Here is a 23,786-nt window from a genome sequence, read left to right as displayed (position 1 = left end):
TCGTTTAAGAAGCTCTTATATAGTATTATTACAATTTTGTTAGGTATTTATTTTATGTATATAAAAGGAGTGACACACACATGGATACACGTTATAGTGTAAACCCGCGCGACATTAAACGATATACAACGGAAGAGTTGCGCAACGAATTTTTGATTCAAGATATTTTCAAGGCGGATGAAGTAACAGCTGTGTATAGCCACGTTGACCGTATGGTAACCCTTGGTTGTATGCCAGTTAACGAAGTTGTAAATCTTGAAAAAGGTATGGACATTTGGCATACTTTCGGTACTCAATTTTTCTTAGAACGCCGCGAAATTGGTATTTTCAACGTTGGTGGCGATGGTAAAATCGTAGCTGACGGTGAAGAATTTAACCTTACCTATACGGACTGTGTGTACATTACTAAAGGTACTAAAGAAGTAACGTTCCAAAGCGTTGACCCAGCGAAACCAGCTAAATTCTACATGGTTTCAGCGCCAGCACATACTTCTCATAAAACAACTTTTATTCCAATGGCAAAAGCTAATAAACGTCCTATGGGGGCTATGGAAACAGCAAATGATCGTGTTATTAACCAATTCATCCATCCTGATGTATTAGAAACTTGCCAATTATCCATGGGCTTAACGCAGTTGAAACCAGGTAGTGTATGGAACTCCATGCCACCACATACGCATGAACGTCGTATGGAAATTTATTTCTACTTTGAAGTGCCACAAGATAATGTTGTGTTCCACATGATGGGCGAAGCACAGGAAACTCGTCATATTGTAATGCACAATGAAGAAGCTGTAATTAGCCCTTCCTGGAGCTTACATGCTGGTGCTGGTACGTCCAACTATACCTTTATTTGGGCTATGGGCGGCGAAAATCAAGCGTTTGATGACATGGATCATATTGCGATTACAGATATGAAATAATAACCAGTGTGTAAATAGGCTGCACTAGTTTAAAAATAGTGGTAATGAAAAATATATTTTTTTACCGCTTTTAGAAATCGATACACATATGAATTTTGCTCGGTTTATCGGTGATTGGTTTCGTAAAATTATACAATATATTGATACATGATTTAAATGGAGGCTCTTATGAACGGCTTAGAACAATTCCGTTTAGACGGAAAAGTAGCACTCGTAACAGGTGCTGTGTATGGCATTGGTTTTGCCATTGCTCAAGCGCTTGCTGGGGCAGGTGCTAAAATTGCATTCAACTGTTTAGATGCTGAAACGCGCGACAAAGCGGTGGCAGATTATAAAGCAGTAGGCATTGATGCAGTAGGTTATGTGGCTGACGTAACCAAAGAAGAAGAAATTATTCCTATGATTAAAGATATTGAGGAAAAATTAGGCGGTGTAGATATTCTTGTAAATAATGCAGGGATTATCAAACGAATTCCGATGGTGGAAATGGCTGCTGAAGAGTTCCGTCAAGTTATCGATATTGACTTAGTAGGCCCATTCATTATGGCTAAGGCTGTTATTCCTAGCATGATTAAAAAAGGGCATGGTAAAATTATTAACATTTGCTCCATGATGAGTGAATTAGGCCGTGAAACAGTGTCTGCTTATGCAGCTGCTAAAGGTGGTCTTAAAATGTTAACTCGTAATATTGCGTCTGAATATGGTGAATACAACATTCAGTGTAATGGCATTGGCCCTGGCTATATTGCAACCCCTCAGACAGCACCACTTCGTACCGAAGGTCACCCGTTTAATAGCTTTATTATTGCTAAAACACCAGCGGCTCGTTGGGGTACACCAGAGGATTTGCAAGGACCAGCTGTGTTCCTTGCTTCTGAAGCATCTGACTTTATCAATGGCCATGTATTATATGTAGATGGCGGTATCTTAGCATATATCGGTAAACAACCATAATCGATTTGGGCGGGCCTCGCTACGAGGCCTAGCCCCTATACTGGAGGAAATCAACATGAATATCATGAAGGCAGTATCACGTGTTCCTGGCGGGCTCATGCTCGTTCCTTTATTACTCGGTGCTTTGTTACATACCTTAGCGCCTGGAACTGGTAAATATTTTGGTTCATTTACAAATGGTTTAATTAGTGGCACCGTTCCTATTTTATCGGTATGGTTCTTCTGTATGGGTGCCAGTATTGATTTAAAAGCAACAGGTACCGTTTTGAAAAAATCGGGTACTTTAGTAGTAACAAAGATTTTAGTAGCATGGATCGTTGGGCATATTTGTGTTATGTTTATGCCTAGTGGTATGATTGAAACAGGATTTTTTGCAGGACTCTCCACCTTAGCTATTGTTACAGCTATGGACATGACTAACGGTGGTTTATATGCTTCCTTGATGGCACAGTACGGGTCTAAGGAAGACGCAGGGGCATTCGTTTTGATGTCTATTGAGTCTGGCCCATTAGTAACCATGATGATTCTTGGTACAACTGGGGCGGCTACCTTTGAGCCACATCTATTTGTAGGCGCTGTATTACCATTCTTAATTGGCTTTGCACTTGGCAATCTTGATAAAGAGTGCAAAACCTTCTTTAGCCAAGGCACTATGCTTATGATTCCCTTCTTCGGCTTTGCCTTAGGTAATACAATTGACCTTATGATGGTTGTTCATACTGGCTTATTAGGTATTTTATTAGGTGTTGCTGTTATTATTATTACAGGTATTCCTTTGATTTTAGCAGACAAATACCTAGCAGGTGGTAATGGTGGCGCAGGCCTAGCTGCTTCTAGTACAGCCGGTGCTGCCGTAACGAATCCTATCATTATTGCTGGAATGATTCCCGCCTTTGCACCAATTGCGCCAGCCGCTACTGCTTTAGTAGCTACGGCCGTAGTTGTTACATCAATTTTAGTACCAATTGTAACAGCTTTTTGGTGTAAACATTTCAGTGATGAAGGTAAAACAAAAGCCGCTCGCATTGTGGTAAATGGGTAATATAATTAAAGGTTTTAGCAGCACACCTTGCGCCTCCGTCGGCTCAGGGTGTTGCTTGCTATAATGAGGAGGAATAAAAATGGCACGAGTTCTTACAATTGGGGAGCCAATGGGTTTAATGGTTGCTACGGAACCAAAAGCGTTAAAAGATGTAACAACCTTTCGTCGCTATGTATGTGGGGCAGAAGTTAATTTTGCCGTTGGTATGAGCCGTTTAGGCCATGAAACGGCCTATATTAGTCGGGTAGGAAATGATCCGTTCGGTCAACATATTTTAGATTTTTTAGCCGAGCAACATATTGGCACTGATTATGTAACCTTAGATGATGTGAATCGTACAGGCATGCAATTGAAAGCAAAAACCTTAGAAGGGGACCCCGAAGTAGTTAATTTCCGTCGTTTCACCGCCTTTTCCTATATGGAACCATCCGTAGTGGATACGGTGCAGTGGGAAAAATATGACCATTTACATGTGACCGGTATTCCCCCAGCATTGTCTGACAGTTGCCGTGAAACGTCTATTGCTATGATGAAGGCCGCTAAGGAACATGGCGTGCAAGTATCCTTTGATACGAATCTTCGCCCAGCTCTTTGGCCATCGGAAGCAGTTATGCGTGAAAACATTAACTACTTAGCCTCCTTAGCAGACATTGTATTACCAGGCCTTGGGGAAGGTAAACTCTTAACTGGTCTTGAAACGCCTGAAGATATTGCGGACTTTTATTTAAAACAAGGGGCTAAAGCTGTTATCGTAAAACTTGGCACTAAAGGATCCTATGTAAAAACAGCTGAGGAAGCATTCTATGCGCCAGCCTATATTGTGGAACAGGTAGTTGATACCGTAGGCGCTGGTGATGGCTTTGCCGTAGGCACTATTAGTGGCCGTTTGGAAGGCCTTAGCTGGGCGGAAGCAGTTCGTCGTGGCGCAGCTATTGGGGCTCTTCAAGTGCAAGTGGAAGGGGATAATGAAGGGTTACCTACACCAGAACAATTAGTGGCTTATCAGAATAGTGCTAAATTAAGTGAATAATTGAAATACTTAAGCATATTGTTAGCCTAACGAAGTGCTGACGAATCCTACTATTAAGTGGTGACGAATAAGGCTGAAATGTATATAATAGAGTAGGAAACAGAGCTAAAGATAAGATTGGGAGGACCCGTATGGATAAATTGCAAGTTATTGAAACCGTTAAGAACATTGGCGTTGTCGCTGTTATTCGTGGCAACACGCCAGAAGAAGCCGTGCAAATCTCTGAAGCCTGCATTGCTGGTGGGGTAACTGCTATTGAAGTAGCCTTTACAACGCCACGTGCTCATGAAGCGATTTTAACATTATCTGAAAAGTACAAAGAGAATGCTAAGGTAGTGATTGGTGCTGGTACTGTATTGGATGCTGAAACAGCCCGTATGGCTATTTTAAATGGGGCGGCGTTTATCGTATCGCCTGCTTTTGATGAAATGACTATCAAGTTATGTAATCGTTATCGTGTGGCTTGTATGCCTGGCACAACTACGATTCAAGGGGTTATTCAAGCTCTTGAGTTGGGGGCAGACATTGTAAAAGTATTCCCTGGCGAAGTAGTAGGTAGCAAATTTATTAAAGCCGTAAAAGGCCCATTGCCACAAGCTCAAATGATGCCAACCGGTGGTGTTAGCATCGACAATGTAGCAGAATGGTTTAAAGCCGGTGCTGTCGCTGTTGGGGCAGGCGGTGCTTTAACAGGTGGTGGTAAATCGTTAGCTGAGATTACTGAAACGGCTAAAAAATTCGTCGCTGCTGTGGCAGCAGCCCGTAAATAAAGTAAGAGCCCAAGGTAGGCTATCAGGAATAGATAGTCAGCCTTGGGCTTTTTGTCGTTTGGGAAGCAATAGATGATTTGACTCATTAGTTTGCTATTGTGATACCATAGTCACCATGAGCAATGTTATGAAGTTCTTGGTAAACTATATCTAATGAAATGACCGATTCTTGTGGAGTCGTATTAATAAGGAGCATTACTTTACTGCCTAATTTTTTAGTGGCACTTTTTAATGTCGCACCGGGAAACTTAGGAATGCTTGCTAAAATAATGCCAGAAGCTAACAGCGAATCAGCGATTCGATTGAGTTGATTATCGTGAGAATTAAGAAGTATATCTTGATTAAATTGTTTATCTAAGTAAAGGGCGTCTAAGAAATTAATAGAATCTTTTATCTTTGTTTTCGTAAATTTGGGAGCTTCTGATTGTAATACTTGGTTAATCCCTAATTGTGTCATTATATTGTTAGAAATAATTTCCCTTTCTGTTAAGGTATTAGTTGTTAATTTACAATTAGCAATTGTATTAGGCTTAGTGAGTATGGATAAGCTGGAAAGTTGCAACACTTTTCTGACGAACTTTATTTGCTCATCAATGCTCTGGGCTTCAAGTGGCAGATGATAGTGTTGTGCGAAGTATTCGTAAGAGAAGTATTTGAAGATTGCTCGTTCTCGTTGTAATTCATGGTTAGATTTTAATTCGGCTATTGCAGTGTCGTATGCACTTTGCATAGTAAGCCAAAATTCAACAGTAGTATCTAATAGTCGTGATAATTTCATGGCAATATCAATAGATAAACTTTGTTCACCGCGAATGAGTAGACTAAGATTTTTAGGTGTCGTATCAAGGCGTTTAGCAAAATCTTCTTGGGTAAGGCCACTATTTTCTACTAATTCTTGAATATAATAGCCTGGATGAAAAGCCATCGTATTGTTGTATTCAATATAATTACTCATAATGTTTGCTAACCTCCTTTATTTCGACTATTTTAACTATGGTAGCAATTTCATCAATATTACAAGGTATAAAAGGTTTTTTGTCATTATTTAATGGCTGTAAGATGATTCGCCAAGCATCGGTTTTTGCTTTTACATCAATGGCAAAATAGCCTTGTAAATTATTTCCTTTTTTATTTTTTAGGGTATGAAATCTAAATGGTGGGAATAGAATGATATCTTTTAAAATAGGGGCATTTTTTATGGCAGAGATTCTTGAAAATAAACTTCTTACGAGAGTTTGATTACTACCAAATAACTTGTGGGCCGTTTTGATATCTGTACATTGTAATTTTACTTTCATCGAGGCATATTCAATATCCAATAGTATATCCTTTTTATAATTCAATTACCTATCTAGTAATTAAATTATAGTGAGTTGTTGTTAAGAAGTCAATATGTGTATAATTGGTAATTAATTGATAGTAAAAAGGCTGTAACTAAAATGTCGAATAAATTTACATTTTGTTACAGCCTTTAAAAAAAAGTTCAGCTTTGAATTAGAATGAGGGTAAAATTCTTATATGTTATATTTATTTATAATTTGTTCTAGCAATGATTCACAACTTGGTGCAATATCTTCATAGGTTTCATCGAAGTTACCTGTGTACCAAGGGTCTTTTACATCACGGGTTTCGCCAATAAAGGAGAGCATTTTGTGAATTTTATGCTCTGTATCAGGTCCGAGTAGCCGTTCGAGGTTACGGCGGTTATTTTCATCCATTATGATAATATAGTGAGCCGAGGCGTAATCTGCTTTCGTAATTTGGCGTGCTTGGCGTGGTGTGAAGGGAATATTCATATCCCGTAATTTAGCTTTCGTACCAGGATGTGTATCATGGCCGATTTCTTCGCGACTAGTAGCGGTAGAATCAATCTTGAAATAATCGCTTAAGTGAGCTTGCTTTACGAGGTTTTTAAAAATAAATTCAGCCATCGTAGAACGGCAAATATTGCCATGGCAAACAAATTGAACATGAATAGGCCGTTTAGATGCGGTCATAGGAACTCCTTTTATACAAATTGTAGAACTAGACTAAATACGCGTAAAATGCTCTGTTGGAGTGGAATAAGGACCATACCCAAAAATGGCGTATAGGCAAGGAGAATTAATGCTAAAAAGCCAAATCGTTGCCATTGCCAATATTTCATTTGCCAAGAGGGCGATAAAAAATTAGATACGATATGGGCCCCATCTAATGGTGGAATCGGAATTAAGTTAAATAGAGCGAAGTTTACATTAATAATAACCATTAAAGAAATGACCGTATATAAGCCTTGTGATACTTCGATATTATGATTGTTAATGAAAAAGAGCACAAAGGCGGATACGAAGGCAACTACGATATTTGCCAGTGGTCCTGCCACTGAAACGAGCATATCGTCACGTTTTTTATTTTTAAAATTAGCAGGATTGATTACGACTGGTTTAGCCCAACCAAAATGTAACAGTAAAAGCATTAACATGCCGATAAAATCTAGGTGAGCGAACGGGTTCATGGTCAAACGCCCCATGCGACGAGGCGTGTCATCACCTAATACGTCGGCTACTTTTGCATGGGCATATTCGTGCATCGCCATAGCGATGATGATAGCTGGTAAGGCAGCTACAATATTTAATAAACTGAAATTAGACATAAACAGCTCCTTTGGTAAAATTTATATATCTATTAGTATACCGTAAAATATCGATATAAGCAAAGAGCCCCTTGTGAATCAATGTAGGGTCTTGTGTATTTTTTACTACCGTCAAAATAGAAAAATAGGCGGCGTCAAATTATGAATTCTTTGGTCAAAAGGGAACGTTTTACCGTCAAATAATGAACTGACAGTGGATTAACCACTACGGGTATGACACTCACTCTAATGGTATGAGTGAAAATATTGCTTCTGTAAAGGAGGCTTTTTATAATGAATAGTGAGCTCGATGATTAGTTTGACAGAGGTTAGTTAGATGGAGGTTAGTTAGACTGAGGGGAGTTAGGTTTGAGGTTAGTTGGACTGAGGTTATTTAGACTGAGGTTAGTTAGGCTGAGTTTAGTTAAACTGTGGTTAGCTAGGCTGAGGGGACAGTTAATTTAGTAGGCGTTCAGTTTGTAGGAGGAGGTTTCAAATTATGGGGACAGGTCGACAAGTGATGATTCCACGGCCACTATTACAACGTTTATATATAGATAAAGGACTATCGACGTGGGACATTGCTAAAGAATTACATTGCAGTCAAGATACGGTGGTTCGACGGTTGCATGAGTACGAGATTCCCATTCGAACACGGCGAAAGTCATTGCCCATTAAAGAATTAGCACATTTATATGTTGAAGCGGGCTTAGGGGTAAAGGAGCTGGCCAAACGCTACCATTGCTCACACACAACGGTGGCCGATCGATTGCGTCAGTTAGGTGTACTAGCGTCAAAGCCAGTGACCTATGTGGAGCCTACCTATAGTAAGCAGCAACAGATTATATCTTTTTATAATAATGGTCAAAGTGCTTCGTGGATTGCTAGACGGTTACAATTATCACGTTGGACTGTGTTAACCACTTTACGACGAGCGGGGGTCATGATTCGCCATAGTAATAAGCGCATTTATGTGAATGTAAAAGAATTGGTGTATCTATATACGCAGCGTCATATGTCGACGACGGAGCTAGCCACTTTATATAAGGTAAAACCGGCTACGGTAGCAGAACAATTAAAAGAAGCAGGGATTCATTTACGAGGTAATCAGCTAAAATTAAATACCTATGATGTGTGCTTACGCTATCAACAAGGGCAGAGTCCCTTGCAAATCGCCGAGGAGTTAGGCTGTTCATATTCGGCCGTACGACGTCGCCTTGATCAGTGGCAGGGGTATCGTGGGGCTCGTAAAGAAAGTTAATAAACCGTGCAAGTAGATAGGGAAGAAAGTTGCAATGTGAGGGCTGAATTCGTTATACTAGAAAGCAAGAAAGTAGCACGTTATAATGTATTTTTGTTGTAGAATGGAGAGTATGATGGATATTATTCTTGCGTTGTTGCCGTTTTTTACTGTAGGTTTGGGAGCGGCTCTTATTTCACGGTTCACAGGTGTGGCTTTGTCGTTTATTATCGCCCCTACTTTGTTGTATTGGGGGGCGAAACCATTAGAATTAGTAGCGTTTATGCTGACATTTGCTGTATATAATGGGTTTACGTCTGAAACTCAAGATTTTCGGTTAAATATAAAGCATTTAGTTTTATTTAAAGGCTGGCGCGTGGCGATTCCTGTAGTAGGTTCGGTGGTATTGGCCTTTATTGCGCCACCAGCGTCCATTGCATTCTTTATTTTGTGCTTCATTGCCGAACTAGCGATGAATATGTATCAACGTTTGCCAGACGCTGATCGCCCTGTATTAAGCCAAGTCTTTACTAGTGTTGTCATTGCTACAATTTGGTGTTTAGTGGGTGTTTTTGCGGTAGCCTATATGCCTGAAACGTACTATTTTATTTTAGTAGGCTTAGCTATGTTAGGGCTCACTGGGTTTGCCTGGTATGCGGCTAAACATCGTGATGCTTTTCGCGGTATGTGGACACAGATTTGGAACTTTTTAACCTTGTTCTTAGGTTTATTTGGACTAGATAGTTCCTTCTATGCGCGTGCTTTAGGCCGTAATTATACAAGTAAGCAAGACGTGATGATTCCTGTGATTACCTTTGTGGCGGCCTTTGTTGGTATTATGGCGATTTTTGCTACAGAATTTATTTTCTCCATGCCTGCATTGGTGGCGGCTGTAGGGGCGGCTATTGGGATTCGGTTTGCCGGGATGTATGAATTTAGTCGTCGTGGGACGTTTTCTTATGCAGCGATTGCGGTGACTATCTTGGCTGTGGTGAGCTTATTCTTAGTGGCACCAGTGCCAATGGGCTTGGTGGATATGGAAGCATTGTTTAGATAAGTGGTGATGGACTTTGGGGATTGTTAGTGTTAATCATGGAAATGAATGAGGGAAAAGCAGTATATAGAGTTTAGAATAAAATATTGAGCGTAAAATAAATAATGCGACTGGAAGATATAAATCACTCTTCCAGTCGCATTATTATTGTATTAGTTTTATTTGAAAAACTTGCCAGCTAGGTTGCTAAGACCTGCTTTTAAATCTTCATTGCCACTTACTTCGCCATACGCATCCTTGAGGCTTTCTAGAAGCGTCTGTAATTGAGCACTATCGAGATTCTTTACATCTTCAAGGCTGTTAACATTAAGACCTTCGATGTTATTGACTACGGACATGAATTTACTTTCATCAATTTTGAAGTAAGAGCTAATCATTTCAATTATAGTTTCTTTAATCATAGAAATACCTCCTTTTTATGGATTATAACATATTCAATGTAGGTATTATATATAATTATTAAGAATTTTTGAAATTATATACTTCATTAGGATTTTTAACTAAAATTTGATTTAATATGGTTTTAGATGGAATCCATTGATATAGGAGTTCGATAAATAGTTTTTCATCGTATTTATTTTTTTCAGTTACATGAGGCCAGTCAGAGCCCCATAACATTCTTTCTGGGGCATAAGATATTAGCGTTTTTGCGAGGTCGTTTACTGTAGTCCAAGGAGCATTTTCTTTACTATTTAAATAAGGTCCACTCAACTTTATCCAAGTATGACCAAGGTCAATAAGTTTACAAATTTTACTAAAAATTGGATTAGTATAACTTTCTAGACGAGCCATATGGTCTAGAACAATATTACAGTTTAAATTTTTTATCATATCATAAGAGTTTAATAATTGTTCTGGGCTTAGATGAAGTTGTATGTTCCAGTTAAATTCTTTGATACGTTCACTAAGAGGTAAACAGTCATTAAAAGATACTACTGCATTGTTAGGATTCCACATGCTAAAGCGTAAACCTCGGATTCCTTTTAGGTGCAACTCGAATAGCTCTTGATCTGTAATTAAATTATTTGTTACTGCAATTCCAACACTATAATTTTCTCCAAAGCGTTGAATTGCATCAAGTAGACAAGTATTGTCAAGTCTAAATGGTTTTGCTTGTACAAAGACAGCTTTATCTAGAGTAAGTTTTTTGGCGATTCTTTTATAATCAGAAATAGTTCCTATTTGATGTTTTGCTTTCCCATCATTAGGGAATTTAGGATCGATAATGTGGAGATGACAATTACAAGCCCCTGGAGGTAATTTATATTTATTCATATCATTACTCCTTTTGATTTTTATTATAATCCGATAATGCTCCAATAAAGTAATCCAACTGTGAAATAAACGAATACATTCATAAGCATGTAAATAAATCCTATTTTCCACCAATCTGTTTGTTTAACAAAACCAGTGCCATAAAGAATTGGGCCTAGTGCTCCGCCATAGTGTGTTAAAGCACATCCGTAAGCTGTACAGGCTGCTACCATGAAAGCTAGTACCATAGGTGATATATTGGCAGCTAACCCCACTGTAAAGGCTACAGGTACAAATGCTGTAACAAAAGCTCCCATGGAAGCAAACAGATAACGAATGAAGATGCAGACTAAAATGATAATACTTAGAACTAAAAATTCATTAAATGAATTTAAGTTTAAAATAGACTGAATCCATTTTGCTAACCAAGTAAAAAATTTTTCTTTTGCTAACGCAGCAGATAATCCGCAGATAAAGCCATACCATAATAGTGTATTCCAAGCTCCGTTGTTATTTAAAACATCTTTTAGTGTAAAAAGTTTAAAAAGTAGTCCAAAGGCAAAAATGCTAATGCGACAGCAGTTGCATTAATTTTTAATGTACTTCCTAATGCCCATCCTATTATTGCTAAAATAAATAAAAAGATGAGTATTTTTTCAGTTTGTTTTAATGGACCTAATTCTAATAGACCATCTTTGGCTATTTTCTTGTAATTAGGAATATATTTTAGTTCTGGGGGATATATTTTATATAATAATAAAGGTGTTAAAATTAGAATTAAAATCCCTGGAATAAACATTGCTATAGCCCAAAGTGACCAAGTTATTTCTATATTTAGAATTTTTTGAGCAAAGTCTACTGTAATCAAATTAGGAGCACATGCAGTTATAAATATACCTGCAGTTGTAAAACTAACAAGGGCTTGTAACATTGTAAAATAAGAGCCAATTTTTTTACTGTCATTTTCTGGTTCGCTATTTAGTGTAGATGATATACTACGAAATATTGGATAAATGATACCACCTGATCGAGCTGTATTTGATGGTGTAGCAGGGCTAATAATTAAATCTACAATAGCCATAATATATCCTAAACCTAGGGTAGTTTTTCCAAATTTTCCGATTAAAATATTGGAAATTCTTTTGCCTATACCGGTTTTAACAAATGCCATACCTATTAAAAATGCTATAAATACAAGCCAGACTGTTGTAGTGGCAAAGCCGTTTAATACAGGAGATGGACCTACAATTAAACTTCCTATACCGGCTACTACAATTAATACTTCTGATTCTTCAGCGGGACGGATAATAATACCTGCAATAGAAGTTATATATATGGCAAGGATATACATAGATGTTTGTGTTAAGCCTTCTGGTGCGGGGATTAGGGATATTATACCTAAAATTACAAGGAGTAATAACCATTTAATGATACTCTTTTTATTCATAATAGCCTCCTTAGCTTATTCAGATTATTCTGTTTTTTGCCCCCTTAGGTTTAAAAAGTTAGAAAAGTTATGATTTTCTACAAAATTTTTAAATTCTATTAATATTTGATTTGTAAGAAGTTCTTTTTTATAAATAAACCAAGTTTTTCTTTCAATAGGTTTATTTTGAGGGTCTTTTAGAATGTAGTGATAGGCTGTTGGGATTTCTGGTAAAAATACAGAAGGGAGTATTCCAAACCCTAAGCCACTATAAACCATTTCTTTGCATAAATCTAAACTATTTACCATAATATCTATTTTAGGTTCGCAATTGAAAGTATTTCGCCACCATAAATCAAGCATTTTTTGGTAATATGTATCGGTAGTATAATCGACACGTTTCATATGTACCAAATCCTTTATCTCAAAAGGCAATGTCGAGACTATAGAAATATAATTAACATTAAGTAGTTTTTTTTCACCCTTATCCCAGCCAAAATCATCTCTTAGAAATCCAAAATGGCAACTATCTTTATGCATCAATTTAGAAACCTGACTACTAGGGGCCATAGTAATACTGAATTTTACTTTAGGATAAAGAATTTTAAAGTTTTTTATTAATTGTGGTAAATAATAAAGGCTGATAATATTAGGCGCGGCTATTTTTATATGACCTGCTTCTGCATCATCAATTGACCTAATACGATCTTTTAATTGATCTAGTTCATGCAGGGCAATTTCGGAAAACTTTAAGAGCTCTATTCCTGTAGGTGTTAAAAAAGCCCCTTTATTGTCACGATGAACTAGTATTGTATTGAACTCAATTTCTAGTTGCTTTATTCTAGTTGTTAGTGCTGGTTGGGAGATAAAAAGCGCATTAGCTGTTTTGGTAATGTTTTTAAATTCTTTGAGATATTTTAAAATAAGTAAATCGCGTGTATTCATAGCCCCTCCCGATATGATATGAGAAAATTATTTTATTTAATAAGCATATCATACATTTACATATAAGTTAGGAGATTATAGTTTATGAATAACATCGATGATTGAACCATCACGATATTCTACGAGTCCACAGATTTCATCACTATATTCTAATGGAGTTATTGGTCCGGCAATTTTGTCAGCTTTTGCTTTTAACTCCTCAATAGAATATATAGGGAGTGAGGTGTTTTTTAAAATATCAATTAAATCTATTCGAAGAGGATTTATGGCTAAACCATATTCTGTTACTAAAATATCCACAGTTTCTCCGGGAGTAACACAAGTTGTAACATTATTCAATAGCATAGGAAGTCGGCCTCTTAATAGTGGCATGGTAATGATTGTTAAATTTGCTCCAGCGGCAGCATCTGGATGACCACCAGGAGCTCCCATTAAACGGCCGTAAGAGTCTGTTAAGACATTAACGTTGAAGTTTAAATCAATTTCAGTAGCGCTTAGAACTGCAAAATCTAATATATTTACATATGGGTTAGCACTCAATGGATTGGCATAGTCGGATACTGAAATTTCGTGATGTCTAGGATTATTATATAAAGATTGGATAGCTGTTAAATCAAAATCTTGTGGATCAAAGAATGTATCGATAAGACCTTCATTTAACATTTGAACGTGGAAACTTGATACTCCACCAACACCAGCATTAGCTTTAATACCTCGTTGTAGCATAGCTTCTTTTATGAAAGATGCAGTTGCGATAGCCATACCGCCAGAACCGAATTGGAAGTTCATAGCGTTATGAAAATAGGGGGTTGCTTTAATTACATCGGCAGCAAGCTTTGATATAATTAACTCTGCGGGTTTTTTACTAATTCTTATTGAGCCTGTTGTAATACCTTTTGAGTCTCCGATAGAAGGTATTTCGACTATATAGTCAACTAAGGTTTGAGGGATGCTTATGTAATCCAACACAGTATTACTTAGGGTATCGGTAACTGCGATTACATGATCTGCATAATGAGCATCTGGCATTGCATATCCTAAAGAACCGCAAGGCGATTTACCTTGTACACCATTAATATTTCCATAGTGGTCACAGATAGGGGCTGCAATAAATGTTGCATCTATGTGTAACTCTCCCGTTTCTATTGCTCTAGCGCGTCCGCCATGTGTTCGAAAAATTGCAGGCTTTTTTAACCCTTTTTTTTGAATGAAGGATCCAAGATTCCCTCTGCAGCCACTGGTATCTACAGCTGTGATTACTTCTGTTTCGAAAAATGGAAGCAGGCAGTCTTGAATTAAACTTAAAGAACTGACAGCTAAAGTTAAATCTTTGATTCCTTTATCTGCAATTGCTTTTAAAATATAATACATAACAGCATCACCATTACGTAGACTATGATGAAATGAAATGGTCATACCTGACTTTAGTTTTATTGCATCAAGAACATAATTTAGAGATTTTACTTTGTTAAGGCTATTTTTCGGATTTCTATATTTTGTTGGACGAAAGGTCATTTGACTTTTTGATAGAGACTCATATGGAGTGGAGTAAATTTTTTTGTATTTTAATCCAGAAATATTATTAATAACCTTCATTATTTGAGGTGTAATCATGTTATATATCCTTTCTGAGTGACTCGGCGTAAGATAATATAGTTTTAGCACGCATAACCATAGGTTTATCGATCATCTTACCTTTTAAGGCAGTTACCCCACTAGAATTTGTGAGCGTTTGAGTATAGGCAGAGAAAACTTCTTTAGCATGATTAATCTCTTCGATTGTAGGGGCATATATATCATGCACAATCGGAATTTGAGCCGGATGGATGACTGATTTACCAGTAAATCCCATATTTTTTCCTTGAATTACGTTTGTTTGAAACATTTTTTCATTAGAAAAGTTGCTAAAAACGTAATCGATAGGCATGACGTGAGCTGCGTGAGCAGCTAAAGAAATCTGCTGACGTGCAAACAGGAGTTCATCTCCGGAGTCAGTATTAATTAGTGTCATATCGGTTCTGTAGTCTTCGGCACCTAATCCTATTGCAATTACACGTGGAGAGGCAGTGGCAATATCGTAAGCATGGTAGACTCCTAATGCAGTTTCAATAGTGGCTATGATTTTGATTGTACCTATTTCTATGTGTGATTTTTCTTCATATTGTGTGATTAAATCATCTAAATCCTTTATATTTTGAGCTGTTTCACTTTTGGGCAAGCGTAAAAATTGGGGTATTAGCGGAACCATTGTTTTAACATCGTCTTCGTAATATGGTGTATCTTGAGCATTGATACGAATTCCAAAAGCTGAAGCGGGGCGTAATTCCAATAAGAAATTTTTTACAAGATCTCTCGCTGAATCTTTTTCATAGATTGATACAGAGTCTTCTAAATCATAAATAATGCAATCAGCACCATAAATCTCGGATTTTACTAATTTTGTAGGTGAATTACCTGGAACAAAAAACATAGTTCTATAAAGCGTATTCATAAATCGGCTCCTTCTAATTTAGAAATTCTTTTCAATGCAGTTTCTAGGCGGGCTTTTATTGCAAAGTTATAAGTACCTTGATCAATAATTAATAGTTTTATTCCTGATATTTTAAATATATCAAGAGTATAATTTATTGTTGCTTGAATTGAAGCGTTGAATTTGGGAGATAATTTGCTTTTTATTTCAATATCACGTGTAGTACCTATTAATTCAAGTGTTATAGAAACATCTCCCTTATTTTCTGAACCAACTGTAATTGCTTTATTTGTAAATATCATATTATTCACCTCCGATAATTTAACTTTAATAGGATTTAAATTATATGTACAATATTAAAAGTTTATTTTGATGATAAGAAAAAACAATACTTGTTAGACTTAATATTGTAAAAGTCTAATGGTAAGTTATTATTGGGCTTCTTGGGGCCTGACAAAATGAAGGTTAGAGTCTTAAACTAGTATTAGATTGAGCTTTTTAATCAAGTGATATGAAGTATGTCCAAACAAATTATATCTATTGAAAGGTTTTAGAGGTCATAGATAGTCAAAAGAAGAAATAAAACTTAATTATGGAAATAAGATGAAGAATGTGGTATTATTTAGATAAGATATATTTGTGTGGATTTTAAAATAATAAATATAGGTAAATAATTTAAGTCGATATATACAAATTGATAAAACTAACTAATTATGGGGTTATTAAGGTTAGCGTTGTAAGGTATGTATGGGGTGAGTTGTATGGATATGGCAATGTCATTCAGACCGTCAGGGTTAGACTTATTAAAAAATTATGAAGAAACTATGTTGCAGAGTTTGATTACTACGTTTGGGCTTGATTATTTACGAGAATGTCATTTAAGTAATGATGATGTAGAACCTCCAATTTCTAATGAAGCTTATGAGCGTGTTATGGATGAGGTTATGGCAGAAGAGCCACAAGAGTCATATGTGGAGTCTATTGTAACGGGAATACAAGATAAATTTACGAATATGGCAACATTTATTCTGCCAAAGAAAAATTTAGTGAATTTTTCAAACCAAGTTAAGCGGAAAATCGAGAAGGCTAAAGAAACTATAAAAGAAGTAGAAATGGAAGAATTTTCATTGGATGATATAGTACAAGACTTGATTTTAAATAATATGGAAACTACGTATAACAATTATCAGGGGAGTTTAAAAAATCAAGTTCATTTATCCCATCTTACAGATCATAAATATTGGGTAGGTGCTGGTAAAAATGTTTTGAATAAAGGTATTCAAATGGCTCTTCGACAAGGAGTAGGTTTCTTTTTAGCTGAAATATGGTTTGGCATTCGTGAAAAATGTTTTAACGAGTGGTCAACCGTAAAAAGTATAAAAGAGTTTAGTCGTAAAATGGAGCAGGGTATTAAATTTGGTTTTACTAATGCCAAAAGTAATTTTCCTGTATTTTGGAAATATGTTAAAGAAGAAGCATTAGAAGGAACTTGGTTTAATATTGTTGTTATGCTGATTAATTCATTTCGACATTCGATTCGTGTAATATTACAAGCTTTATTTCAGATGCGAAAAGTAGTGATGGAAAAAAGTAAGGTTATTTTTTCAAAAGAAGATATTCCATTAGCTGATCGAACTGATGCTATTCTAAAATGTTTTATTGTAAGTAGTAGTGTGGTTTTTGGTAGTTTGATTATTACTTCGTTAGGTTCTATTGTGGCAGAGTTACCAGTAGGGGATGCATTGACTGAATTTTTAGGAGCTTTAATCGCTGGTATGATGATGACTACAGGCTTTTTCTTGCTAGAGCGGTATAATGTGGCCGAACGAATTGAAGAATTTTTTGAAAGTTTAGAAGTGGCAGAGTTACGGGAGTTAACAGCTGAATATAAGAGATTAACTGATTCTATTGAGGCATTAGTAGAACCTCTTACGAAGTGTGATTGGGGACGTTGTAAGGCAGGATATGTAGATTATGACTGTAGTTATTTAGAGTATAGTCATGAAGATTATAGGGATAATTTAGATAGTCAGTTACAGGCAACTTGTCAGATTTCAGATAGTTTAGGAGTAGCGGAAGAACAGCAAGTGAAATCAACGCATGATGTGGATGATTTTATGAGTTAGGAGGGGTCTTATGTTTCATTATGGTGAAAAGAAGCAAGCCCTTCGTCTGTTACAAAAAGTGCAACAAGATTATACGGTAATTTATTCAGATGCTTTAAAAAGTGCGGAAACATTCCATAATCATAAAATAGTAGCTGTTAAAGTGCTCGAAGAATGTGAGCTGTTTCTGAGTACAATAGCAAATAAACCTAAAAAGCTATTACAAGAAATGGGAGATATTCAATTAAAGTCACAGGCATTTTCAGAAGAAGTAGCTCAGCTAGAAAAATTAACGAAACATCAATTGGGTGAGCGCTTGGCTAAATTTGGGATGGTGAGTGGGGTTGGTGTTGGACTAGTAAGTTTGGGGCCGTCTATGGCTGTAGCAATGTCAACGACATTCGGTTCTATATCGGCTGGTTCTACTTTACTAGCAGCTACAGGTTCAGGATTAGCTAATATGTCTGTTGTAGTTGGTGGATTTGCTTCTATTGCTGCAGGTGGTTCTTTTATAGGAAGTCGCTTTATATTATCTATGCTTGGACCGATTGGTTGGGGGATTAGTATTATTTCACTTTTAGTAGGTATTGCTAAGTGGTACAAAAAGAATAAAGATGTGTCAGCTGAAGCAATTAAGCAAGCTGATAATATTCAAGGTAATATTACATCATTGAAACAGTGTGGATATCAGGTGGAAGAAGCTCGAATGTTGTTAGACCATACGGCAAATAAGATTGTTATGTTGCGCACTTATATGAGAAAACATAATTTTTTAAAAGATTATGCATTATATACGGTTGAAGAAAAACAACAATTAGGCACCTTTATTAATCTTTGCCAGGGGTTAAGTGAATTGTTAGCTAAAAAAATAGAAAGTACAATATCAGAAAATAAGTGAATATAAATAGGGCTGTAACGAAATGCAGATTTTATCTGTCATTTAAGTTACAGTCTTCTTTTCTTTTTTAAAATAAGGACTTCTTTGAGATAAGATAACACTCAAAGAAGTCCTTATTTTAGTTTTTAGGCGCACCTAAAAAAAGCCTTTAGCAACGCTTTTTTAATATATTTATGTAGCTGTTTTTATCTCGAATAGACGCTTTCCTAATCGGCCCTTTTGAATTCGGTTGTGCAACTTCATTACATTAAAACCAAAGGCTATTAATAGAAGATTTTTTTCTACGTTATCGGCTCCTCGATGTCGGAGTCGTTTGTACATCATATCTTCTTTTAGTACACCAAATACGCCTTCTACTTGAATGGAGCGATTAACACGAAGCCGCTTTCCTAAGGGGCTGTTAAATATCTCATTGTTTTTAGCAAGCATAGCTCGGTACTGTGTTGAAATATAAAGGGCTTTGTTACCTTTAGATTGAAAGCTAGTATATGTTTTTTGGCATTGGCTACGTAATCCGCAATAGTTACATCGCTCACAGCGGTAGACTCTACTTTCATAGATAAAACCTGTTTTACTTCTAGTCTTTCTAATGCGTTCAAAGTGTAATTTGCGCCCTTTAGCACAAGTAAAGGTATCACTTATTTCGTCATATACCATATTGTCAGCTCTGCCTATGTCTTCGCGGTATTTTTTAGTTTTACTGCGTTCATAGCTACTTGGTTTTATACATGTTTTGTAATCATGCGCGAAGAGCCAAGATAAATTTTCATTACTGTCATACCCTGCATCTGCCACTACATATTGAAATTTTTGTTTATACTGAGATTCTAATTGCTTTATAAACGGGATTAACGTCTTTGTATCCGTAGGGTTAGGAAATACTCTAACACCTACAATATACTCACTATGGACAGCTAATTGTACATTATATGCTGGCTTTAGTTGACCATTTAACATATGGTCTTCTTTTAATCGCATAAAGGTAGCATCCGGATCTGTTTTTGAATAACTATTGCGACTTCCTAGTATCTGTAATTTTTCATCATACGCCATACGCTTATTACGAATAACTAAACACTCTTCCCATAAGCGTTGTAAAGTATGTTTCCGTTTACCAGAACCATGTACAATCGGAATGTGTTGTTTACTAATTTCGTTCTCTAAATATATTAAGAGCTCATCATCAGTCAATGAAGTCATCTCACTCTGCTGTAATTCAATAGCTACTTTACATTGTAATGCCTTTAGTTTATCTGGAAGTTTAGCCGTTTGCTTTATAATTGCTTTTTTCCATACAAAACTATATCTATTCGCATACGCTTCCCACTTCGTACCATCAATGAAAACTTCTGAAAAGTCTATACTATCTACTTGGCTCAGTACCTCTATTAGTTGTGCCAACAAATCTTGTACTATTTCAACGGTTAATCGTTTGAAAAACCTATGAAATACCATATGGGAAGGGGCTGGATACCCTTGTAACAACCACATATAATGGATATTTTTAGTGCATTGTTCTGCGATTTTACGAACAGATACAATGCCTTCGGTCATGGCATATACATAGATTTTAAACAAAATAGACGGTGGTACTAAAGATTTTCTTCCGTTTGAAGAATAAAGATGCTGTAACTTTGTATAGTCTAGTTCCTCCAATACAGCATCCAGTAATCTCACCGGCTCATTAGGTCCAATCCGAATGCCATAATCCAAAGATAAAACTACTTGGCGAAAGCCTGAAATTTTAGTATAATTACCGTGTTGGATATGGTTTTTCTTCATAAATTAATTATACCAACAAAAAAGGCCCTTTAGGGCCTTTTTTCTTATATAAATATAGCAATAATGCGGCTTGAAGATGCTTATATATCTTCAAGCCGCATTAATAGTTTTAGGAGTTGTATTTCGTTACAGCCCCTTGTATTAATAGCTTCAAAATCTAATTATTATTAGTCAATGAGGAATATTATGTATTGTCAAAAGAATTTGGTTATGTATTATTTTCATAGATGAGTTTTAAAATTTTTTTATATATATTAATGTCTTAGAAATGGTGACTTTAATAAGGGTACAAAGAAAAATTGTAGTAAAGACAAATACTTGTTGTTTGTAATTTGTAGTTTACTAGATTAACATTCGATTAAAGAATGATTGCAATCTGATTTAGTTATAGTGATTAGGTGGTATAAAGGAGAATTATTATGGCTATTGGAAATCGTGTATATTTACAACGTCCTAGTGTTAATTATGAGGTTATAAAAGCATTTGAGGAAATCCCAGCAGCTAATATTGCTGATTCTATGGGACGTTTATGTGCATTACATCCTAGGATTTCATTAAAATCAAATCCTGATAAATTAATTACAGCAGGGCGAGCATTAACTGTGAAAACACGTAGTGGTGATAATTTGATGATTCATAAAGCATTAAATATGGCTGAGGCAGGGGATGTAATTGTAGTTTCTAATGATACTGGTTGTGATTATCGCTCATTAATGGGTGAGATTATGTTTCGCGTAGCGGAACATAAAAATATTGCTGGCATTGTTTTAGATGGACCTTTAAGAGATATTGCTATAGTTAAAGATATGAAGATTTCTATTTATGCAACAGGGAGTAATCCTGGTGGTCCTTACAAAAGTGGCACTGGTGAAATTAATACCCCTATTTCTTGTGGTGGGATCTCAGTTAATCCTGGAGATGTGGTTGTAATGGATGCAGATGGTGTTATTATTATTCCATTTCAAGATGCTGAATTAGTATTGCAAGAAGCAATTAAATTTCAAGCATTTGATTCACAGAAAGTAAAAGATGCTATTGAGGGAAAAGCAAAACGAGGATGGGTAGATGAGAAGTTGAATGAACAGAATACAGAAATTATTGATTCTTCCTACTTTTAAATAGAGGTGACTTATGAAAAAAGATAAGAAAGAAAAATCTATGTTACGTCGTATTATTGAATTAGTTAGTATTTTTCTTATATATTTTTTAATCACATTATTACCGCTACCTGAAGGTTTGTCTTTAGAGGGATTAAAGGCTTTAGGTATGTTTGTTACTATTATATTAATGTGGGCGTTAGAACCAGTTCCTTTACCTATGGTAAGTTTTGTTTTCGTACCGTTTGTAATTTTTACTGGCATGATGAAATTAGGTCCTGCATTAGGTAGTTTTGCTAATTCGTCTATATTTTTGATTATTGCAGCATTAATGATGTCTCCGGCTATGGAAAAGACAGGACTAGCTGAACGGTCCGTATATGTGTTACTTTCTAAGATTGGTTGTACAGCAACACGGATGGTTATAGGGATTACTATAGCTAATATTATATTAGCATTTTTAATTCCATCAACTGCGGCTAGAACGGCTACATTATTACCAGTTTGTTTAGCTATTATTGAATTATATAAGAAACAAAGTAATATTGAAGGAAGAAATAATTTTGCTATAGGGTTACTACTTACATTAGGGTTTACAAACTCCATTATTAGTAGTGGTATTTTAACGGCTACTGTACCTAATCCTATCGTAGTTAGTTTTATTGCTCAAGCCACTGGGCAAACTATTTCATATGGTGAGTGGTTAATGTATGGATTTCCACCAGCTTTAATTATGGCGTTTTTTGCTACGTGGTTTATTCGTTTAATATATAAGCCTGAATGTAATGAGATACCAGGGGGCGTAGAATATATAAAAAAGGAATTAGCTGAGCGAGGGCGTATGAGTATGGATGAATGGAAAACAGCTATAATATTTTTAATTGTAGTTTTATTATGGTTAACAGGTAGTCTAACTGGTATAAATACAACAGTTGCAGCAATTATAGGTGTTATTTTAATATTTATTGCTAATGTCGTTACATGGAAAGATGTATCAAAGACTAGTGGTTTTCAGTTTATGATGATTATGGCTGGCGGGTTTATTATTGCTGAGTTATTGTTAAAGACCGGTGCGGCTAAATGGTTAGCTATGACATTATTTAGTATGTTGAATATCGAGAATGTACCGATTGTTGCATTAATTATTGTTGTTATGGCAATTATTCAATACTTACACATTCCTTTTATGGGAACGACAAAATGACAACTATGATGATACCAGTAGTAATAAGTATTGCTCAGGTTGCTGAAGTAAACCCTGCGGTGTTAGCATTACCAGCAGGGATGTTGATTGGTGGATTTCCTTTATTCTTATTTTATAATACAATTTCAAATTTAATTATTTTTGGTACTGGAGAGTTGAAATTCAGTGATTTCCCTAAAGTGGGCGCTCCTATTGCAACTATGGCAATCGTTGTTTTTAGTGTAATGGCTTTAACTTATTGGAAATGGTTAGGTCTTTATTAATAGAACCCCCCAACTATTATGTGGCTACATAATAGTTGGGGGTTTAGTATATTTTATTTGAATTATATAATTCTTGATAATGGATTTAAATTTAAACGCTGGACATAATTTAATATTAATTTTGTAAAATAAAGTTGATATTTAGGGAAACGGCTATTTTGAGGACTAATTAAATATAAATCAAAGTATAAAGGTGATTTATGAAACATAACAGGGAAAATATTTATGTCACTGGCGATTGTATTCCATTCAAAGAGGAGTCGCGAATGAGTAATAAAACTAGCGGCTACACCAGCAGAACATAAAGGCGGTCCTAAGGAATCAGATTTGGTAGACATATATAAATCGGGTTTTATTCCTGATTCTAAAAATAATTGTTGTATGATATGGCCAATATGATTGGCTGAATTCATTAGAAAGATTGGTAGTTCTTCGAAAGATTTTAAGTCAACCCCTTGAATATTTCTCTTTTTTAGAATTTCCTTGGTTGTTTGTGAAAAATATTTGTCAAGTAGTCGTTCTGATATACAAAGATAACATTGATCCTTGTATAGTAATTTATGATTTAATTCTACGGGAGGGGTATCAAATAGACCAATGGCTAAATCTAAATTATCTGAAAGAAGTTTTTCTCTTAATATTGGGCTATTTTCCATAGTAAGTTCTACTGTTACATTAGGGTAAGCTTCATTGAATTCTGGGGTTATAGGACAAAACG

At 35.9% G+C, this 23,786-nt stretch carries 22 protein-coding genes and 2 pseudogenes; 11 read left to right on the top strand and 13 right to left on the bottom strand.

Annotated elements, in window-relative coordinates:
- Positions 1-80: 80 nt before the first annotated feature.
- The 5 genes from kduI to VER_RS06920 all read left to right on the top strand — a co-directional run bounded on the left by kduI (position 81) and on the right by VER_RS06920 (position 4,719).
- On the top strand, positions 81-923 hold the full coding sequence (gene kduI / locus VER_RS06940) for a 5-dehydro-4-deoxy-D-glucuronate isomerase (protein ID WP_162100138.1): 843 nt from the start codon (positions 81-83) through the stop codon (positions 921-923).
- Between the two features lie 156 nt (positions 924-1,079).
- Positions 1,080-1,877: a gluconate 5-dehydrogenase gene (locus tag VER_RS06935; RefSeq protein WP_370456473.1), complete on the top strand. Its 798-nt coding sequence runs from the start codon at positions 1,080-1,082 to the stop codon at positions 1,875-1,877.
- Positions 1,878-1,932: 55 nt separating this feature from the next.
- The gene (kdgT, locus tag VER_RS06930) at positions 1,933-2,919 is read left to right on the top strand and encodes a 2-keto-3-deoxygluconate transporter (protein WP_162100136.1); all 987 of its coding nucleotides are present in this window, start codon (positions 1,933-1,935) and stop codon (positions 2,917-2,919) included.
- Between the two features lie 79 nt (positions 2,920-2,998).
- On the top strand, positions 2,999-3,949 hold the full coding sequence (locus VER_RS06925; RefSeq protein ID WP_162100135.1) for a sugar kinase: 951 nt from the start codon (positions 2,999-3,001) through the stop codon (positions 3,947-3,949).
- Between the two features lie 131 nt (positions 3,950-4,080).
- The gene (locus VER_RS06920; RefSeq protein ID WP_162100134.1) at positions 4,081-4,719 is read left to right on the top strand and encodes a bifunctional 2-keto-4-hydroxyglutarate aldolase/2-keto-3-deoxy-6-phosphogluconate aldolase; all 639 of its coding nucleotides are present in this window, start codon (positions 4,081-4,083) and stop codon (positions 4,717-4,719) included.
- Between the two features lie 85 nt (positions 4,720-4,804).
- Here the strand turns inward: VER_RS06920 and VER_RS06915 are convergent, their stop codons facing one another.
- The 4 genes from VER_RS06915 to VER_RS06900 all read right to left on the bottom strand — a co-directional run bounded on the left by VER_RS06915 (position 4,805) and on the right by VER_RS06900 (position 7,351).
- Positions 4,805-5,674 (bottom strand): HigA family addiction module antitoxin, encoded by an 870-nt coding sequence (locus VER_RS06915; protein WP_162100133.1) that lies wholly within the window; start codon positions 5,672-5,674, stop codon positions 4,805-4,807.
- Positions 5,667-6,038 (bottom strand): hypothetical protein, encoded by a 372-nt coding sequence (locus VER_RS06910; protein ID WP_162100132.1) that lies wholly within the window; start codon positions 6,036-6,038, stop codon positions 5,667-5,669. Before VER_RS06910 ends, VER_RS06915 begins: the two co-directional genes overlap by 8 nt.
- Before the next feature lie 195 nt (positions 6,039-6,233).
- Positions 6,234-6,716 carry a low molecular weight protein-tyrosine-phosphatase gene (locus VER_RS06905; RefSeq protein WP_162100131.1) on the bottom strand — a complete coding sequence of 161 codons (483 nt, stop codon included), beginning with the start codon at positions 6,714-6,716 and terminating at the stop codon, positions 6,234-6,236.
- 11 nt (positions 6,717-6,727) lie between these two features.
- Positions 6,728-7,351 (bottom strand): site-2 protease family protein, encoded by a 624-nt coding sequence (locus tag VER_RS06900; RefSeq protein WP_162100130.1) that lies wholly within the window; start codon positions 7,349-7,351, stop codon positions 6,728-6,730.
- Between the two features lie 478 nt (positions 7,352-7,829).
- Between VER_RS06900 and VER_RS06895 the strand changes: the two genes are divergently transcribed.
- A complete protein-coding gene (locus VER_RS06895; RefSeq protein WP_162100129.1) occupies positions 7,830-8,591 on the top strand; it encodes a helix-turn-helix domain-containing protein in 762 nt (253 codons plus the stop codon).
- A gap of 115 nt (positions 8,592-8,706) precedes the next feature.
- The gene (locus tag VER_RS06890) at positions 8,707-9,627 is read left to right on the top strand and encodes a hypothetical protein (protein ID WP_238390172.1); all 921 of its coding nucleotides are present in this window, start codon (positions 8,707-8,709) and stop codon (positions 9,625-9,627) included.
- A 155-nt stretch (positions 9,628-9,782) separates the two neighbouring features.
- On the opposite strand, the gene VER_RS06885 is transcribed toward VER_RS06890, so the two are convergent.
- The 7 genes and pseudogenes from VER_RS06885 to VER_RS06850 form a co-directional block, all read right to left on the bottom strand.
- Positions 9,783-10,025 (bottom strand): hypothetical protein, encoded by a 243-nt coding sequence (locus VER_RS06885; protein WP_162100127.1) that lies wholly within the window; start codon positions 10,023-10,025, stop codon positions 9,783-9,785.
- Positions 10,026-10,083: 58 nt separating this feature from the next.
- On the bottom strand, positions 10,084-10,899 hold the full coding sequence (locus VER_RS06880) for an amidohydrolase (protein ID WP_162100126.1): 816 nt from the start codon (positions 10,897-10,899) through the stop codon (positions 10,084-10,086).
- A gap of 23 nt (positions 10,900-10,922) precedes the next feature.
- Positions 10,923-12,325 (bottom strand): annotated as a pseudogene (locus VER_RS06870) (DASS family sodium-coupled anion symporter).
- A gap of 24 nt (positions 12,326-12,349) precedes the next feature.
- Positions 12,350-13,249, bottom strand: a complete 900-nt coding sequence (locus VER_RS06865) for a LysR family transcriptional regulator (protein ID WP_162100124.1) — start codon at positions 13,247-13,249, stop codon at positions 12,350-12,352.
- A gap of 75 nt (positions 13,250-13,324) precedes the next feature.
- The gene (citF, locus tag VER_RS06860) at positions 13,325-14,863 is read right to left on the bottom strand and encodes a citrate lyase subunit alpha (protein ID WP_162100123.1); all 1,539 of its coding nucleotides are present in this window, start codon (positions 14,861-14,863) and stop codon (positions 13,325-13,327) included.
- Between the two features lies 1 nt (position 14,864).
- Positions 14,865-15,740 carry a CoA ester lyase gene (locus VER_RS06855; protein ID WP_162100122.1) on the bottom strand — a complete coding sequence of 292 codons (876 nt, stop codon included), beginning with the start codon at positions 15,738-15,740 and terminating at the stop codon, positions 14,865-14,867.
- Positions 15,737-16,021, bottom strand: a complete 285-nt coding sequence (locus tag VER_RS06850; RefSeq protein ID WP_162100121.1) for a citrate lyase acyl carrier protein — start codon at positions 16,019-16,021, stop codon at positions 15,737-15,739. The genes VER_RS06855 and VER_RS06850 overlap by 4 nt, the downstream gene beginning before the upstream one ends.
- A gap of 459 nt (positions 16,022-16,480) precedes the next feature.
- On the opposite strand from VER_RS06850, the gene VER_RS06845 reads away from it, so the two are divergent.
- Together VER_RS06845 and VER_RS06840 are read left to right on the top strand one after the other, a co-directional pair.
- On the top strand, positions 16,481-17,845 hold the full coding sequence (locus VER_RS06845; RefSeq protein WP_162100120.1) for a hypothetical protein: 1,365 nt from the start codon (positions 16,481-16,483) through the stop codon (positions 17,843-17,845).
- A 10-nt stretch (positions 17,846-17,855) separates the two neighbouring features.
- A complete protein-coding gene (locus tag VER_RS06840; protein WP_162100119.1) occupies positions 17,856-18,722 on the top strand; it encodes a hypothetical protein in 867 nt (288 codons plus the stop codon).
- Between the two features lie 171 nt (positions 18,723-18,893).
- Here VER_RS06840 and VER_RS06835 read toward each other — a convergent pair whose 3' ends face one another.
- Entirely contained in the window at positions 18,894-20,435 is a 1,542-nt protein-coding gene (locus VER_RS06835) for an IS1182 family transposase (protein WP_238390171.1), read from the bottom strand.
- 488 nt (positions 20,436-20,923) lie between these two features.
- Here VER_RS06835 and VER_RS06830 point away from each other — a divergent pair, with 488 nt between their 5' ends.
- Both VER_RS06830 and VER_RS06825 read left to right on the top strand, forming a co-directional pair.
- Positions 20,924-21,622 (top strand): RraA family protein, encoded by a 699-nt coding sequence (locus VER_RS06830; RefSeq protein WP_162100117.1) that lies wholly within the window; start codon positions 20,924-20,926, stop codon positions 21,620-21,622.
- 13 nt (positions 21,623-21,635) lie between these two features.
- Positions 21,636-23,068: pseudogene (locus VER_RS06825) on the top strand (DASS family sodium-coupled anion symporter).
- 62 nt (positions 23,069-23,130) lie between these two features.
- Here VER_RS06825 and VER_RS06815 read toward each other — a convergent pair.
- On the bottom strand, positions 23,131-23,786 hold a 656-nt coding region (locus VER_RS06815), incomplete at its 5' end, for a LysR family transcriptional regulator substrate-binding protein (protein ID WP_162100114.1).

The organism is Veillonella sp. R32, assembly GCF_010093125.1.
Taxonomy (GTDB): Bacteria; Bacillota; Negativicutes; order Veillonellales; family Veillonellaceae; genus Veillonella_A.
This window is presented reverse-complemented; position numbering and strand designations above follow the sequence as displayed.